Source organism: Thioalkalivibrio sp. ALJ12 (assembly GCF_000378305.1).
Classification (GTDB): Bacteria; Pseudomonadota; Gammaproteobacteria; order Ectothiorhodospirales; family Ectothiorhodospiraceae; genus Thioalkalivibrio.
The window spans coordinates 538,467-553,096 of record NZ_KB899538.1; the positions used below are offsets into that span (position 1 = coordinate 538,467).

The window sequence follows — 14,630 nt, forward strand, 5'->3', positions numbered from 1 at the left end:
GAAGAGGCCCGCGAACGACGATCAGGGGGTGTAGTCATAGTCGATCCAGAACGGGGCGTGATCGGAGTAGCGGTCGTCCGTATGGATGTACGGGGCCCGCGCGGTCTCCGCGATGCCGGGGGTGGCAATCTGGTAGTCGATGCGCCAGCCCACGTTCTTCGCCCAGGCCTGGCCGCGATTGGACCACCAGGTGTACTGCTCGGGTCGGTCGTCCAGCCGCCGGAATACATCCACCATCCCGATCTCGTCGAACAGGTGATCCAGCCAGGCCCGCTCCTCGGGCAGGAAGCCCGAGTTCTTCTGATTGGATTTCCAGTTGCGCAGGTCGATCTCCTTGTGGGCGATGTTCCAGTCGCCGCAGATCACCCACTCGCGCCCGTCCTGCATGCGCTCCGCCAGCCAGGGCCGGAAGAAGTCCAGAAACCGCCACTTCGAATCCTGCCGGTGGTCCCCCGAGGAACCCGAGGGCAGGTAGAGCGACACCACGGACAGGTCCCCGAAGCGCATCTCCACGTAGCGGCCCTCGTTGTCCGCCTCCTCGAAGCCAATGCGCGTGATCACCTCGTCCGGCTGACGCCGGCTGTACAGGGCCACGCCACTGTAGCCGGGCTTGACCGCATCCACATAGGCGCAGTGGTAGCCGGGGGGATGGAAAGGCTCGCCCTGAATCTGGTGAATCTGGGCCTTGGTCTCCTGGATGCAGACCACGTCGGCCTCGGTCGTCGGGAGCCAGTCGAAGAAGCCCTTTCGGGCGGCGGCACGGATGCCGTTGGCGTTCATCGAGAGTATGCGCATGGCCGGGAACGATACCGGCGCGCGCGCGTGCAGGAAAGGGCTGGCATGATGAATCCAGCCCCGCCTGTGTCAGAATACGGCGTTTTCCGACCGGAGCCCCACGATGACCGCCCATGCCTTTCTCGACTATGCCCTGGAACGCGATGTCCTGCGCTTTGGCGAGTTCACACTGAAGTCGGGGCGGGTAAGCCCGTATTTCTTCAATGCCGGCCTGTTCAACCGCGGCTCCGATCTCGTACGCCTGGGCGAGTTCTATGCACAGGCGATCGTCGATTCCGGCGTCTCCTTCGACCTGGTCTTTGGTCCGGCGTACAAGGGCATCCCGCTGGCTGCGGCCGTCACCGAGGCGCTGTACCGCGACCACGAGATGGACCGGCCCTGGGCCTTCAACCGCAAGGAGGCCAAGGACCATGGCGAGGGCGGCAACATTGTGGGGGCACCGCTGGCCGGGCGTGTGCTGATTGTGGACGACGTGATCACCGCCGGCACTGCCATCCGCGAATCGGTGGAGCTGATCCGCGCGGCGGGCGCCACGCCGGTGGCGGTGGCCATTGCCCTGGATCGCGAAGAGCGCGGCCGCGGCGAGCGTTCGGCAATCCAGGAGGTCGAGGACGAGTTGGGCCTGGAGGTCGTGCGCGTGGCTCGGCTGGGGGACCTGGTGCAGATGCTGGAGCAGACCGGCCGCGCCCCTGAGCACCTCGAGGCCCTGCGCGCCTACCGCGCCGAATACGGGGTCTGACCGGCTCAGGAAGCGCCTTCTTCCGAGCGTCCCAGACGCTCCAGGCGGCGCTGCAGTTCCAGAGCCCGCAAGCGGTATCCGCGTGCGGCCTCGAATTCGGGGTCGAGCTCCAGCGCCTTGTCCCACAGGGCAATCGCCTCGTCCAGGTCCTGGTTGCGATAACGCTGGATGGCGGCCGAATGCAGCTCGTCCTTGCGCTGTTCGCGCAGTTCCTCGCGCGCCTCCCGGGCCTTGGCGCGCCCGGAGTCGGCCTCCAACGCCCGGTCGTAGGCGGCCAGCGCGGCCTCGGGGTCACCCGCATCCCGTGCCGCGTGCCCGCGCTGCTCCCAGTAGCGGCCGTCCACCGCGCGTTCCAGCTCGTCGAGTCGTTGCCCCCGAAGGCCATTGCCGGCCTGTGCGCGCGCCTGCCGGACACCGTCGCGCGCCTCTCCGTAACGCCCCGCCTCCAGGTCGGCCTCGATCGCGCGCAGGTAGGCCTCTTCGTCGTCCCGTCCCCCAAGGGCCGCCAATTGCTCGTCGAGCCTCTCCGCATTGGCGGCGGGGGCCTCGCGCGCGGCGGTCTCCGGTATGCGCAGGCGCTGGCCGGCCAGTAGCCGCGATGGGCGCTCGATGTCGTTGTAACGCGCGAGGATCAGGAAGCGATTGGCATCGCCCAGGTACTGCCGGGCCAGCTGGCCCAGTGTCTCGCCCGGCTCTACCGTATGCGTAAAGTAGGCCGAGCCCAGTTCCTCGCGCGGGTCCGCATCCAGCTGCGCGCGCAGGCTGCGCGCGACCCGGTGACCGGACTCGCCCTCCAGGAATCGGTCCAGCGCCGGGTCCGCCCGTTCGATGTCCCCTTCCTGCAGGGCCTCGATGATCTCCGCGATGGTCAGGTCTTCCGCCGCCACGGGGCCTTCTGCAGAGGCCTCTTCGGACACCTCGGGCGCCTCGGTGGCCGGTTCATCTCCTTCGACTCCCAGCATTGCACAGCCGGTCAGCAGGGCGACGAGGGGCAATGCTGCCCCGACAGCAAGACGCGTCATGTTCAGTCCAGAGGCCAGAAGAGGATTGCAAGGACGGCGAGCAGGAGCAGGGCCCCCAGCAGTAGCGGCCGGATGGCGGCACGCAGGTGGCGCCGAGCCGGGGTGGTCATGGCCTGTGCACGCCAGGCGGCGATGGCCACATTGTCGCCATGCACGCCGCCGCGCTGTGCCGCGCGGGCGGCCGTCTGCGTACAGGCGGCCTGAAGATCCGGCTGACTCATCCATTGAGCACTTTCCTCGGGGTCCAGCTGTTCCCAGTACCCATCGGAGCACAGCAGGAAGCGGCTATCGGGCGTTAGCGAGGCCTCGCCATGTTTCACCCGGATCGGATCGACCACGCCCAGGGCCTGCAGGAGCTGGTTCTGTTCCGGGTGGGTTGCCATGTCTTCTTCGCGGATCTCGCCGGCATCCGCCAGCGCCTGCACCCGCGTGTGGTCCCGCGTGCGGGCGATCAGGCGCTCCCCCTCGAAGTGATACAGACGGCTGTCGCCGCAGTGGGCCCACCAGGCCCGCTCCGGCCCGACATACAGCGCCACCAGCGTGGTCCCGGATTGTTCGCCGGGTGCCGCGCCGGGGTTGTGCAGGGCGGCCTGGGCCTCGCGAAAGAGGCGCTCCAGGAGTGCCGCCGGGTCCTCCGGGCGACCGTCGCAGTCGTGCCACAGGCGCTCGGCGGTGGCGATGGCCATCCGGGCTGCCTGAGCGCCGTCCGCGTGCCCGCCCATGCCGTCCGCGACGACCAGCAACGCGCACCGGGTATTCGGGCAGGTCCATACACCGGCTGCGTCCTGCTGCTCGCGCCGCCCGCCGATTTCCTTGGCTACCGCGGTCTCCATCCCCTGTCCCCGCACCTGGCTCCGAGACCATCATGGCCCAGGCGACGGGTCGCTGTCAGCGCGCGAGGGCGTTTACCCGGTGGCGCCGATCCAGAAGTCGATGGAGCGGCCGAGGAAGTCGTCCCAGGTCATGTAGTGGGAGCCGTCGCAGGAGAAAGTCAGGCTGACCATGCCGTTGAACAGGTTCACCGAGGCCGAGCGCAGGTAGATGGTCTCGTCGGCAAAGCGCAGGGCCTTGAGCCCTTCGAGCACGCGGCCCACGGACTCTTTCGGGATCAGCGCTTCCTCCGGGTAAGGCTCGTGGGGAAAGGCGAGGCAGACATCGGGGTCGGCCAGGGATTCATGGGTCAGGATGCGGTAGCGGTAGGGGTCCTCCGTAGTCCAGAGCGTCGCCCGCGAGCTGGAGAAGTGGAACACGCCCTGGAATACGCCGCGCTCGGTGAACAGCTCTTCCAGGATGGCCAGCGCGGTGTCGATGTGCTGGTCCATCAGGCTCTCGGTGCGGCTCTGCAGGAACAGGGTACCGCGGATGGACGGGTCGCCCTTGATCTGGCGCCACTCGTTCGGTTCCTCGTAGAGATCCTCCGACAGATCCGGCAGGTTGCGCAGGTCGAAATCCGCGCCGAGGAACCCGAGCGCCGTGCCGTTCTCGTCGCGCACCAGCTGTAGCGAGGTGAGCGAAGGGCGGCGTCCGAGCAGGCTGATGTAGGCCTCCGACAGCAGGAAGCCCTCGGCTGGCACCGCCTCCTTCATGTAGGGGCGCTGCGAGCGGTCGCGACCGAAGTGCTCCGGCAGCACGCCGCTGCGCGAGATGTTGTCGGATAGCTGGATGCCCTCGGTGTTCAGGGCATAGACAAACGTGGCTTCCGGGATCTGCCGGATCGCCTCTTCCAGGATCGAATCCAGTGCCTCGCGTCGCGGCCAGGCCTTGCTTATACGGGCTGCGATTTCGGCCAGCGGCTCCTGTAGCCGGGCTTCCAGATATTCGCGCTGGTGCTCGATGGCTTTTTTCAGTTCCGTCATGGTGCGCTGTCGTCTCTTTTCGGTGCGGCGTGATTATCTCTGATCGCACATGTCGCTGTCGTGAAGCCCTCGGCATGGGGCACTCCTGACCCCTCTCGTGGTCCCAGCAGGAACCGTGCCGAATAAGGGGTGTCCGATGGCCGCCAGCGTTGTCCAGAGTTCGGGCCTGCGCCCCGCCTGCCGTGAGGACCTGGGGGCGATCAATCAGCTGGTCGCCGAGGCGATCGAGGACTGGCCCTTGCCGGAGCGGGTACGCCGGCTGGCACTGCCGGCCTATCGCTACACCGAGGCCGATCTGATGTTCCTGGACGCCGTCGTGCGGGAGGAGGCCGGACAGGTGGTCGGTGTGGCGACCTGGGAATCGGTAGGTGCCCGCGACCTGCCCGAGGGCGTGACGGCGGGTCTGTTGCTGCACGGCCTGTACGTGGCCCGCACCGCCCGTGGTACGGGTGTCGGACGGCAACTGGTAGTGGCCTGCCAGGAGGCCGCCCGCGCTGCGGATGTAGACGGGGTGCTGGTCAAGGCGCAGACGTCGGCGGCCGGCTTTTTCGCCCGGGTCGGCTTCCAGTCGGTGCCGGTACGCGACCGGGACCGGGACTTCGAGCAGCGCTACTGGTGGCCGATCGAAGCCGGCGCATGAACGCGCGGGGCGCCTGGATCAGTCCTGGCGGTTGTCACGGCTTCGGCGGCGCAGCCACCAGCCGACAATGCCCCCGCCGACCATAGCGAGCAATACCAGTCCTGCCACATGTTCCGGGGCGCTCAGGTAGTGCAGCAGAGAGAAGCCGTCGCCATGGCCGTGCCCCGGGTGGGCGAGGGCGGGGCTGTTGGCGAGCGCGAGGAATGCGGGAATCAACGGGCGCATCGACATCGTGGGTTTCTCCTGACTGAACCGTGAGTTTCACCATAACGTCCGGCGGGCGCCGCCGTCATGCCCGTCATCCCGTGTCTCTGTCAGACTCCATCGGGCCCGTGTCTCTGTCAGACTCCATCGGGCGGTTTCAGTGGTCCCTCAGCAGATGCGGGGCAACTGCTCGCCGGCTGGCAGGATCACCCGGCGTTCCACGCCGGTCGCGAGGCGTCGGATGACCGCGGGCTCGCCCGCCTCGGCCTGGCCGATGGCGACGGCACCGGCCGTCTCCGGTCGTGATCGCAGTACGCTCAGGGCGTGTTCGGCCGCGGGTTCCGGCACGGCGGCCAGGAAGCGGCCCTCCGAGGCGCTGTGCAGCGGGTCCAGCCCGAGGATCTCGCAGGCCCCGCGCACGTCCTCGCGCACCGGGATGGCTGCGTCGTCCAGCACCAGGCGGCAGCCGGAGGCGTCCGCCAGTTCCTGCAGCGCAGCCACTGTGCCGCCGCGGGTGGGGTCGCGCAGGGCATGCACGGGCACGTCGGCTGCCAGCAGCGCGGCCACTGCCCCGGCGACCGGGGCGCTGTCGCTGGGGATCGGCGGGTCCAGTCCCAGGCCCTCGCGCGCGGCCAGGATGGCGACGCCATGTCGGCCCAGGTCCCCGCTGGCCAGCAGCACGTCACCGGGCCGGATCGCGTCCGGTGCGATCCGCACCCCCTCCGGCACGATGCCCACCCCGCTGGTGTTGAGGTAGGCCCCGTCGCCGCGCCCGGCCTCGACCACCTTGGTATCGCCGGCCACCACCTGCACACCACATTCTTCGGCAGCCGCGCTTACGGAGGCGAGGATGCGCCGCAGATCCTCCAGCGGGAGCCCCTCCTCGAGGATCAGCCCCAGCGTCAGCCACAGCGGCCGCGCCCCGGCCATCGCCAGGTCGTTGACCGTGCCGTGTACCGCGAGGCGGCCGATGTCGCCGCCGGGGAAGAACAGCGGCCGCACCACGAAGCTGTCGGTGGTCAGCGCCAGGCGTCCGTCCGGTGCGTCGAGCACGGCCGCATCGGGGGCGCCGCGGGCCGGGCTGCCCAGCGCCGGCAGGATCACCTCGTCCAGCAGCTTCGCCTGCAGCCGACCCCCGCCCCCATGCGCGAGGCGGACCACCTCCGTGGTCATGCCCCGCCCCGGTAGTGCAGGTAGGCGGCACAGGCCCCTTCGGAGGACACCATCGGCGCGCCCAGCGGGGTGTTCGGGGTGCACTCGCGGCCGAAGGCCGGGCAGTCGGTCGGGCGGCGCAGCCCGCGCAGCACCTCGCCGGCGATGCAGGGCCCGTCCGCGCCGGTCGCGGGGGAGGCGATCCCGAAACGCGCGACGGCATCGAAGCCGGCGTAGGCCGGACGCAGGCCCAGCCCGCTGGCGGGCAGGCGGCCCATGCCGCGCCACTCGCGTTCCACCGGCTCGAACACACGGCTGACCGCATCGCGTGCGGCCGCGTTGCCGTCGTCGCGGGCGGCCCGGTCGTAGCGGTTCTCGACCCGGGCCTCGTCGCGTTCCAGCTGCTCCACACAGGCCCGGATGCCGGCCAGCAGGTCCACCGGCTCGAAGCCCGTCACCACGATGGGCACCCGGAAATGCTCGGCGATCGCCTGATAGGCCGCCGCCCCCTCCACGGTGCAGACATGCCCGGCGGCCAGAAAGCCCTGGATGCGGTGGGCCGGGTCCGTCAGCAGGGCCTCCATCGCCGGCGGCACCAGCGAGTGCGAGACCAGCAGCGACAGGTTGGACAGCCCCAGGGCCTCGGCCTGCAGTACCGTGATCGCGGCGGCCGGGGCGGTGGTCTCGAAGCCCACCGCCAGCAGCACCACCTCGCGCTGCGGGTGTTCGCGCGCCAGCGCGACCGCATCCAGCGGCGAGTAGATCACGCGCACGTCCCCGCCGGCCGCGCGCGCGGCGTTCAGGTCGCCCAGCGCACCGGGCACGCGCAGCATATCGCCGAAGGTGCACAGCATCACCTCCCGGCGGCGGGTCAGCAGTACGGCCTGGTCCAGGGTCTCGGTCGGGGTCACGCAGACCGGGCAGCCGGGCCCGTGGAGCAGCTCGACCGTATCCGCCAGCAGGTCGTCCAGCCCGTGGCGCAGGATCGCGTGGGTCTGGCCGCCGCAGACCTCCATCAGCGTCCAGCGCCGGGTGCAGGCCGCGCGGATCGCCTCCGCCTGCTGCAGGATCAGCGCCGGGTCGCGGTATTCGTCCAGGTGCCTCACGGGCCCTCCGGGGTGGGCGGCTCGTGTTCGGGGATCGCGCGCAGCGCCGCCAGGGTGCGTTCGGCCGCGGCCTCGTCGATGGTGGCGATCGCGATGCCGGCATGCACCAGCACGTAGTCGCCGGGCCCGGCCTCCGGGGTGCAGGCGAGCGATACCGTGCGCGCAACCCCGCCGAATCGGACCTGCGCCTGGCGGAACAGCGGGTCGTCGCCCTCCACCGCGTCGATAAGGCCGGGGATCGCAAGGCACATGGGTCAGTCTCCTCCTTCCGGTCGGGCCGGGTGTGCGGCGTGGCGCGCGACCACCGCCTGGCCCAGCGCCAGTCCGCCATCGTTGGGCGGCACGGCCCGTGGCCACAGCGGGCGAAAGCCGGCGTCGCACAGGGCCGCCACGCAGCATTGCAGTAGATGCCGATTCTGGAAGCATCCGCCGGTCAATGCCACGGTCTCGCGCCCGCCCGCCCGGGCAGCCGCGACCGCGAACCGCGCCAGTGCGCTATGCAGCCGTGCGGCGATCGCCCCGGGGGTGGCACCGGCCGCCTGCGCGGCCAGCAGGGCGGCGATCAGCGGGGCCCAGTCCGCCTGCCAGGGCATGGCGTTATCCAGCACCAGATCCGGGGCATCCGCTGCTCTCGGTGAGGCCTCCGCCGCCTGCTGCACGAGCATCGCGGCCTGCCCCTCGAAGCCGGCACCGGTGCGCAGCCCGGTCAGGGCCGCCACCGCATCGAACAGCCGCCCGACGCTGCTGGTCCAGGGCGCATTGACCCCGCGATCCAGGGCGCGGAGCAGGGGTGCCCACTCGGCATCGCTAAACAGCGCCCGGACCGGGCTGGCCGCCAGGGCCGCCGTATCGCCCGCGAAGTGCGCATGCAGCAGCCCGAGCAGCGCGCGTCGCGGCTCGCGGATCGCGGCCTCGCTCCCCGGCAGGCGGAACGGGCGCAGGTGACCCAGACGCTGCCAGTCGCCATCGGCGCCCACGGTCAGGCACTCGCCCCCCCAGAGCGTCCCGTCGGCACCCAGCCCCGCGCCGTCCCAGATCAGCGCCAGAGCCGGGGCCTGCACCCCGTGCTCGGCCAGGCAGGCCGCGGCATGGGCGTGGTGGTGCTGCACGGGGAAGACCGGCACGCCCGTGCCCTCGGCGAGCGTGGTGGAGGCATAGTCCGGGTGCCGGTCGCAGGCGATGCGTTCGATCTGCACGCCGCAGAGCCCGGCCAGCGCGCGGGCCTCGCTGTCGAGGCGGCGCAGGGCCGCATCGCTGTCGAGGTCGCCGACATGGGCGCCGACCACGGCCTCGCGGTCCAGGGCCAGCGCCGGTGCCGCCTTCAGGTGGCCGCCCAGCGCCAGCGTGACCGGGCCGGGCTGCGGCAGCGGGATGCGCAGGGGCAGGGCTCCCCGTCCCAGGCGCAGGCACTGCGGCTGCCCGGCCGCGATCTGGAACACGCTGTCGTCCAGCGGCCGCGCAATCGGCCGGTCGTGGTCGAGGATGGCATCCGCGATCACGCCCAGCCGGGCCACCGCTTCCTCGCCGTCGATACAAAGCGGCTCGCCACTGCGGTTGCCGGAGGTGCAGACCAGCGGGGTGCCCAGCGCGTACAGCAGTAGGTGGTGCAAAGGTGTGGCTGCCCGCATCAGGCCGAGGCGATTCAGCCCCGGGGCGATGTTCCCGGCCAGTGGCGCGCCCGGCTCGCGATCCACCAGCACGATCGGGGCCTCCGGGCTGTCCAGCAGTGCCCGTTCCGCTTCGGATACATGGGCCAGACGGTCCAGCCAGCCGCCATCCGGCAGCAGCACCGCCAGCGGCTTTTCCGGGCGCTGCTTGCGCGCGCGCAGGCGGGCAACCGCGGACTCGCGGGTGGCGTCCGTCAGCAGCTGGAATCCGCCCGGGCCCTTCAGGGCCAGAATCTGCCCCTCGCGCAGGGTGGCCACGGCGGCATCCAGTGCCGCATCACCGGTGGCCTGTTCGGTACCGTCCGGCGCGCGCTGCACGGGCCGCGGCCCGCAGTCCGGGCAGGCCATCGCCTCGGCATGGAAGCGCCGATCCCCCGGGTTCTCGAACTCCGCCCGACAGGCCGGGCACAGCGGGAAGTCAGCCAGGGTGGTGTGGACACGATCCCAGGGCAGCGCGGTCGTGATGCTCCAGCGCGGGCCGCAGGCAGTGCAGGCGATGAACGGATAGCGGTAGCGCCGCGATCCCGGATCGCGGATCTCGGCCAGGCAGTCAGGGCAGGGGGCACGGTCCGGGGCCAGGGCGGGGGCACCGCCCCGGTTCGGCCCCGCGGTGACCCGGAAACTGGTCGCGCCAGTCGGGATTACGGGGCTGACAGAGATGCCATCGATCCGCGCGGCCACCGGCGCCTCCTGCACCAGTGCCGTACGAAACGCATCCAGGCTGGCCGCGTCCCCCTCGGCCTCGATCACCACGCCCGCGGGCGTGTTGCCGACCGTCCCGGTCAGCGCCAGGCGTTTTGCCAGCGCCGCGACGAATGGCCGGAATCCCACGCCCTGCACCCGGCCGGTGACGACCAGGCGCCAGTGCTCCCGCGCCGGGGTGCGTGTCGTGGCCGTGTTCACGCCACGTCCAGGCTCCGCAGCAGGATCTGTTGCGCCTCGGGGTGGGTCTCGTCATCCGAGGTCTCCACCTCCAGCTCGGCGCCCTCGGCCAGCGTGCCGCGGGTGCCATCCTCGAAGTGCTCGCGGAAGTGCTCCGGCGTGATGTGCGACAGCGCGCCCAGCCACACCCGCACCCGGGTCACCCGCTCGGCGTTATTGTCCGCCGCCACATGCTCGATCTTGCGCATCAGGTCGGCCATCAACGAAAACTCGTGCATCTCGACTCCTTGGGAAACACGGATTAATGGACACACTCGCGCTCGAGTCGCTTTTGCGTGCGAACAAGGCGCGGTGACTGCTGTGCAGTCATTCTGCACAAGGGAACCGCAACAGTGTGTCCATTAATCAGTGTTTCCCTTGGGTTCGGTGCGCCAGCGCAGTCGGTGTCAACCTCAAGCTTCCTCCAACCCGGGGGTGCGCTCAACCGCACAGGCGCGGATGTTTTCCGGGACTGAATTTTCGCTGTCCCGTATGGCGTCTCTGGTGCGCCTGCCCGTCGTGCGCGAGGCTGTGCATCCAGGTCACAGACCCCTTCCGCCGGAGACGCCCATGCACATCCACCTCGATACCCCGGACCTGATGACCCGCGTGCGCCTCGAATCCCGCTGGCGCTCGGCCGGGGCCACGGTCACCAGTGGCGATGGGGCCGAGCGCCCCGATCTGGTGGTGGTCGACCTGGCGACCCGCGACGTGGACACCGTGGCCAACTGGCGCGAACGCTGTCCCGATGCCTCCATCCTGGCCTTTGGCCCCCACGTCGAAGGCGCGATGCTGAAGGCCGCGCGCCAGGCGGGAGCCGACGCGGTCGTGGTGAGAGGCAAGGTCGCCGACCGCGTGAGCCAGCGGATCGAGGAAGCCATGTCGTAGCCGCCTCATGCCCCGCCAGCAGAGCAGCCAAAGGCCTGGCAGGGTACCGTGGTTCTGGACGCGCCCTTCAGGGCACGTATCCTGCAGGGGCTCCAAGCGGGATGCCGGCGCCTTCCCAGCCAGCGGACGGGCAGGTTGCCCGAGAACCTCGGCCTTGTTCCGTCCCCGATGACGGCCCGTTGCATACAACGAAACAAAGGGAGCTATTGATGGGCCTGGGTGTGGGACTGGTGGTGCTGGCGGCCTTCTTCTGGGGGCTGTCCGGCGGGATTGGCGGCATCCTCATGGCCGAGGGATGGGATGCCTTTGTGGTCTCGTTCTACCGCGGGGCCATTGGTCTCTTGTTTGTGCTGGTGTGGCTGGCCTGGCGCCCGGGTGGCAGCGGGCTGGGGAGTGGCCGGATGTGGTTCTGGTCGGCCGTGGCCGGTCTGGGCGTGGCCGGTAACTTCGCGTTCTACTTTCTCAGCATCGCGCATGGCAGTGTGGCGGTTGCCGCCACGCTGATGTACTGCGCCCCGGTGTTTGTCTACATCATCTCTTTCGCTCTGAAGCTGGAAACCCCCACCACGCTCAAGCTGGTGGCCATCGCGATGGTCATGGTCGGCATCGTCCTGCTCACCCAGATCTACGACACCGGAGCCGGCGGCGTGACGCTCATCGGTGCCGGTGCCGGCCTGCTGGCGGGCCTGTCCTACGCGATCTTCATTTTTGGCTTCAAGTACGCGGGCCAGCATGGCAGCCCGCAGGCGATCCTTACGATTGCCTTCGGCGTGCTGGTGATCCTGCTGATGCTGCCGGGCGACAACACGCAGATGGCCGCAGTCCTGACTACCACGGACTGGCCGCTGTTCGCCGCGCTGGGCGTGTTTGGAGCGGGCCTGTCGTTCGCGTTCTACATCAACGGGCTCCGGACGACCGCGCCCGCCGTGGCCTCTATCGTGGCGATGATCGAGCCGGTCACCGCCACGCTGTTCGGGGTCGTGATCCTGCACGAAAGCCTGGCAATCGTTCAGATCATCGGGATGGCCCTCATCCTCGTCACGGTCACCGCCCTCAGCGTCTCCTCCCGCGCGACCCCGCCCGCGCCCGAACGGGACCGCGTCTCGGAGTGAGTCCGCTTCCGCGCCCCACGGGCGCCTCCAGGGTTCCCGCAGACGCCCATCGGCCCGAGAGTCGGTCAAGCGGGTGGCGCGACAGCCGCGCAGCCCCGGCATGGGGCGGTCGGGATTGTTTTCCTGCTGCTCCGCGCCTAAATTCGTGTGAATCTGACCATCAGGATACGACCCAATGAACGGAAGTCTCGACGAGAAGCTTGAACCCATTTATCAGGAAGTCCTGCACCGCAACCCGGGCGAGACGGAGTTCCACCAGTCGGTACACGGCGTGCTGGATACGCTGGGCCCGGTCCTGGTGAAGTACCCGGAATTCGCCGAGCTGAAGATCATTCAGCGGATCTGCGAGCCCGAGCGCCAGATCATCTTTCGTGTCCCCTGGCAGGACGACCGCGGCGAGCTGCACATCAATCGTGCGTTCCGCGTGCAGTTCAACAGTGCCCTGGGGCCGTACAAGGGAGGCATTCGTTTTCACCCGTCGGTATACCTGGGGATCATCAAGTTTCTGGGCTTCTCGCAGGTGTTCAAGAATGCCCTGTCCGGACTGCCGATCGGTGGCGGCAAGGGTGGCAGCGACTTCGACCCCAAGGGCCGCTCCGACGCGGAGATCATGCGCTTTTGCCAGAGCCTGATGACCGAGATGTACCGCCACCTGGGCGAATACACAGACGTCCCCGCGGGCGACATCGGTGTGGGCCAGCGCGAGGTTGGCTACATGTTCGGGCAGTACAAGCGCCTGACCAACCGCTTCGAGTCCGGCGTATTCACCGGCAAGGGTCTGGACTGGGGCGGCAGCCGTGCTCGCACCGAGGCCACCGGCTACGGGGCCGTATTCTTCACCGAGGACATGCTCAAGGCCCGCAATGACTCGCTGGACGGCAAACGCATGGTGATCTCCGGGGCCGGCAACGTGGCCATCTATGCGACCCAGAAGGCCCAGCAACTGGGCGCCCGGGTGGTTGCCTGTTCCGACTCGCGTGGGGTGCTGCTCGATGAGAACGGTCTGGACCTGGAGCTGGTCCGCCAGATCAAGGAACGCGAGCGTGGCCCGATCAGTGCTTATGCCGAGCGCAAGAAGAGCGCGAAGTACACCGAGAACGGCTGTATCTGGGATATCCCCTGCGAAGTGGCCCTGCCCTGTGCCACGCAGAACGAACTGACCGGCAAGAATGCCAAGACGCTGGTCGAGAACGGCTGCATTGCGGTGGCCGAGGGCGCCAACATGCCGGTCACGCCGGAGGGCATTCAGACCTTCCGCGAGGCCGGAATAGCCTTCGGGCCCGGCAAGGCGGCCAACGCCGGCGGTGTGGCCACCAGCGCCCTGGAGATGCAGCAAAACGCCAGCCGGGATTCGTGGACCTTCGAACACACCGAGGCCCGCCTGCAGGAGATCATGTCCAACATCCACCGGACCTGCTACGAGACGGCCGAGGAGTACGGCGCACCCGGCAACTACACGGTGGGTGCCAACATCGCCGGTTTCGTCAAGGTGGCGCGCGCCATGGAGGCGCTGGGTCACATCTGAGCCAGGGAATGCCAGTACCGCCCGGGGCTTCACGCCGCGGAGTCCTGTTGCGGTCGTGAGGGGTGCGCCGAGCCGTCCGAGCGGGCACGCGCGATTAATTCAGTGTCTCCCCCGGGTCCGTCCTCGGTCGAATGGCTGTGGCCTTCTCAATCGACCTCGTCGTTCGGAGCCCATTCCTCCGCTTCGCCCGCATGATGAAATTATTCGCCTGGCCAGTGCCCTAAGCCTTAGCTATACAAGAGTAATTACTCATACAGCGAGGTCAGGGCCATGGACATCAAATCAGCCATGCACCGCGGAGTGGAGTGGTGCGCTCCGGACACGTCCATCATCGAAATCGCAAAGCTCCTGCGCGAGAAGGATATTGGCGCAGTCCCGATTGGCGAGAACGATCGCCTGATCGGCATGCTGACCGATCGCGACATCGTCTGCCGTGGCATCGCCGAGGGCAAAGAGATGGCGTCCCTAACGGCGCGTGATGTCATGACAGCGGGGGTCATCTACTGCTTCGAGGACGATGACCTCGAACACGCCGTACACCTTATGGAAGAGCGCCAGATCCGCCGTCTGCCGGTTATGAACAAGGACAAGCGGATGGTGGGCATGCTGTCCCTCGGAGACATTTCCCACTCGGCCACCCACGAGCTTTGCGGCGAGTTTGCGGCTGCGGTTTCCGCACACCATTAGGGAAACCTGGGGTGCCAACCCCACAAGCCATTGCCAGCAGGCGCCCGGCCGCCCGTTGTTGACGAAAACGGGCGCGCCCGATGCTGCGGTTCCGTTGTGCTGGCGGATCCTCTTGGGCTACCGCCTGCCAGGCCCGTGAGCCCGGGTCCGGCCTCTCGTTCGCAGGGCATCGTGGAGCCCCATTGCAACGCCGAAACCGCGCCTCCAAGCGCCTGAACGTCGTCGTGGCTGTGCATTCTCGTCCCCGTTCAGCCGGTTGCCGAACTCCAACCCCGGTTCGTCCGGTTAGCGGTTCCTGCGACACTGGAGCAAAAGG

Annotated in this window: 16 protein-coding genes; 6 read left to right on the plus strand and 10 right to left on the minus strand. The window is 68.9% G+C overall.

The window, feature by feature from the left end; translation table 11 throughout:
* Positions 1-21: 21 nt before the first annotated feature.
* On the minus strand, positions 22-795 hold the full coding sequence (locus F467_RS0102570) for an exodeoxyribonuclease III (RefSeq protein WP_018862862.1): 774 nt from the start codon (positions 793-795) through the stop codon (positions 22-24).
* 103 nt (positions 796-898) lie between these two features.
* Between F467_RS0102570 and pyrE the strand changes: the two genes are divergently transcribed.
* Positions 899-1,534 (plus strand): orotate phosphoribosyltransferase, encoded by a 636-nt coding sequence (gene pyrE, locus F467_RS0102575; protein WP_018139800.1) that lies wholly within the window; start codon positions 899-901, stop codon positions 1,532-1,534.
* A 5-nt stretch (positions 1,535-1,539) separates the two neighbouring features.
* On the opposite strand, the gene F467_RS0102580 is transcribed toward pyrE, so the two are convergent.
* The 3 genes from F467_RS0102580 to F467_RS0102590 form a co-directional block, all read right to left on the minus strand.
* On the minus strand, positions 1,540-2,556 hold the full coding sequence (locus tag F467_RS0102580) for a LysM domain-containing protein (RefSeq protein ID WP_038038491.1): 1,017 nt from the start codon (positions 2,554-2,556) through the stop codon (positions 1,540-1,542).
* A 2-nt stretch (positions 2,557-2,558) separates the two neighbouring features.
* Complete coding sequence (locus F467_RS0102585) at positions 2,559-3,389, minus strand: PP2C family serine/threonine-protein phosphatase (protein WP_018139802.1); 831 nt, start codon at positions 3,387-3,389, stop codon at positions 2,559-2,561.
* Positions 3,390-3,461: 72 nt separating this feature from the next.
* Positions 3,462-4,412: a PDC sensor domain-containing protein gene (locus F467_RS0102590; protein WP_018139803.1), complete on the minus strand. Its 951-nt coding sequence runs from the start codon at positions 4,410-4,412 to the stop codon at positions 3,462-3,464.
* A gap of 136 nt (positions 4,413-4,548) precedes the next feature.
* On the opposite strand from F467_RS0102590, the gene F467_RS0102595 reads away from it, so the two are divergent.
* On the plus strand, positions 4,549-5,052 hold the full coding sequence (locus F467_RS0102595) for a GNAT family N-acetyltransferase (protein ID WP_018139804.1): 504 nt from the start codon (positions 4,549-4,551) through the stop codon (positions 5,050-5,052).
* A gap of 18 nt (positions 5,053-5,070) precedes the next feature.
* Here F467_RS0102595 and F467_RS0102600 read toward each other — a convergent pair whose 3' ends face one another.
* The 6 genes from F467_RS0102600 to F467_RS0102625 form a co-directional block, all read right to left on the minus strand.
* A complete protein-coding gene (locus tag F467_RS0102600; RefSeq protein ID WP_018139805.1) occupies positions 5,071-5,283 on the minus strand; it encodes a hypothetical protein in 213 nt (70 codons plus the stop codon).
* Between the two features lie 141 nt (positions 5,284-5,424).
* Complete coding sequence (hypE, locus tag F467_RS0102605; RefSeq protein WP_018139806.1) at positions 5,425-6,429, minus strand: hydrogenase expression/formation protein HypE; 1,005 nt, start codon at positions 6,427-6,429, stop codon at positions 5,425-5,427.
* A complete protein-coding gene (gene hypD, locus F467_RS0102610) occupies positions 6,426-7,514 on the minus strand; it encodes a hydrogenase formation protein HypD (protein ID WP_018139807.1) in 1,089 nt (362 codons plus the stop codon). Before hypD ends, hypE begins: the two co-directional genes overlap by 4 nt.
* Positions 7,511-7,765, minus strand: coding sequence for a HypC/HybG/HupF family hydrogenase formation chaperone (locus F467_RS0102615; protein ID WP_018139808.1), 255 nt, complete (start codon positions 7,763-7,765; stop codon positions 7,511-7,513). Before F467_RS0102615 ends, hypD begins: the two co-directional genes overlap by 4 nt.
* A 3-nt stretch (positions 7,766-7,768) precedes the next feature.
* Positions 7,769-10,084, minus strand: a complete 2,316-nt coding sequence (gene hypF / locus F467_RS0102620; protein ID WP_018139809.1) for a carbamoyltransferase HypF — start codon at positions 10,082-10,084, stop codon at positions 7,769-7,771.
* Entirely contained in the window at positions 10,081-10,341 is a 261-nt protein-coding gene (locus F467_RS0102625) for a hydrogenase maturation nickel metallochaperone HypA (RefSeq protein ID WP_018139810.1), read from the minus strand. The genes hypF and F467_RS0102625 overlap by 4 nt, the downstream gene beginning before the upstream one ends.
* Before the next feature lie 331 nt (positions 10,342-10,672).
* Here F467_RS0102625 and F467_RS0102630 point away from each other — a divergent pair, with 331 nt between their 5' ends.
* The 4 genes from F467_RS0102630 to F467_RS0102645 all read left to right on the plus strand — a co-directional run bounded on the left by F467_RS0102630 (position 10,673) and on the right by F467_RS0102645 (position 14,314).
* Positions 10,673-10,990 (plus strand): hypothetical protein, encoded by a 318-nt coding sequence (locus F467_RS0102630; RefSeq protein ID WP_018139811.1) that lies wholly within the window; start codon positions 10,673-10,675, stop codon positions 10,988-10,990.
* A gap of 209 nt (positions 10,991-11,199) precedes the next feature.
* The gene (locus F467_RS0102635) at positions 11,200-12,102 is read left to right on the plus strand and encodes a DMT family transporter (RefSeq protein WP_018139812.1); all 903 of its coding nucleotides are present in this window, start codon (positions 11,200-11,202) and stop codon (positions 12,100-12,102) included.
* 175 nt (positions 12,103-12,277) lie between these two features.
* The gene (gene gdhA, locus F467_RS0102640) at positions 12,278-13,627 is read left to right on the plus strand and encodes an NADP-specific glutamate dehydrogenase (RefSeq protein ID WP_018139813.1); all 1,350 of its coding nucleotides are present in this window, start codon (positions 12,278-12,280) and stop codon (positions 13,625-13,627) included.
* A 270-nt stretch (positions 13,628-13,897) separates the two neighbouring features.
* Positions 13,898-14,314, plus strand: a complete 417-nt coding sequence (locus F467_RS0102645) for a CBS domain-containing protein (protein WP_018139814.1) — start codon at positions 13,898-13,900, stop codon at positions 14,312-14,314.
* Positions 14,315-14,630 lie beyond the last annotated feature (316 nt).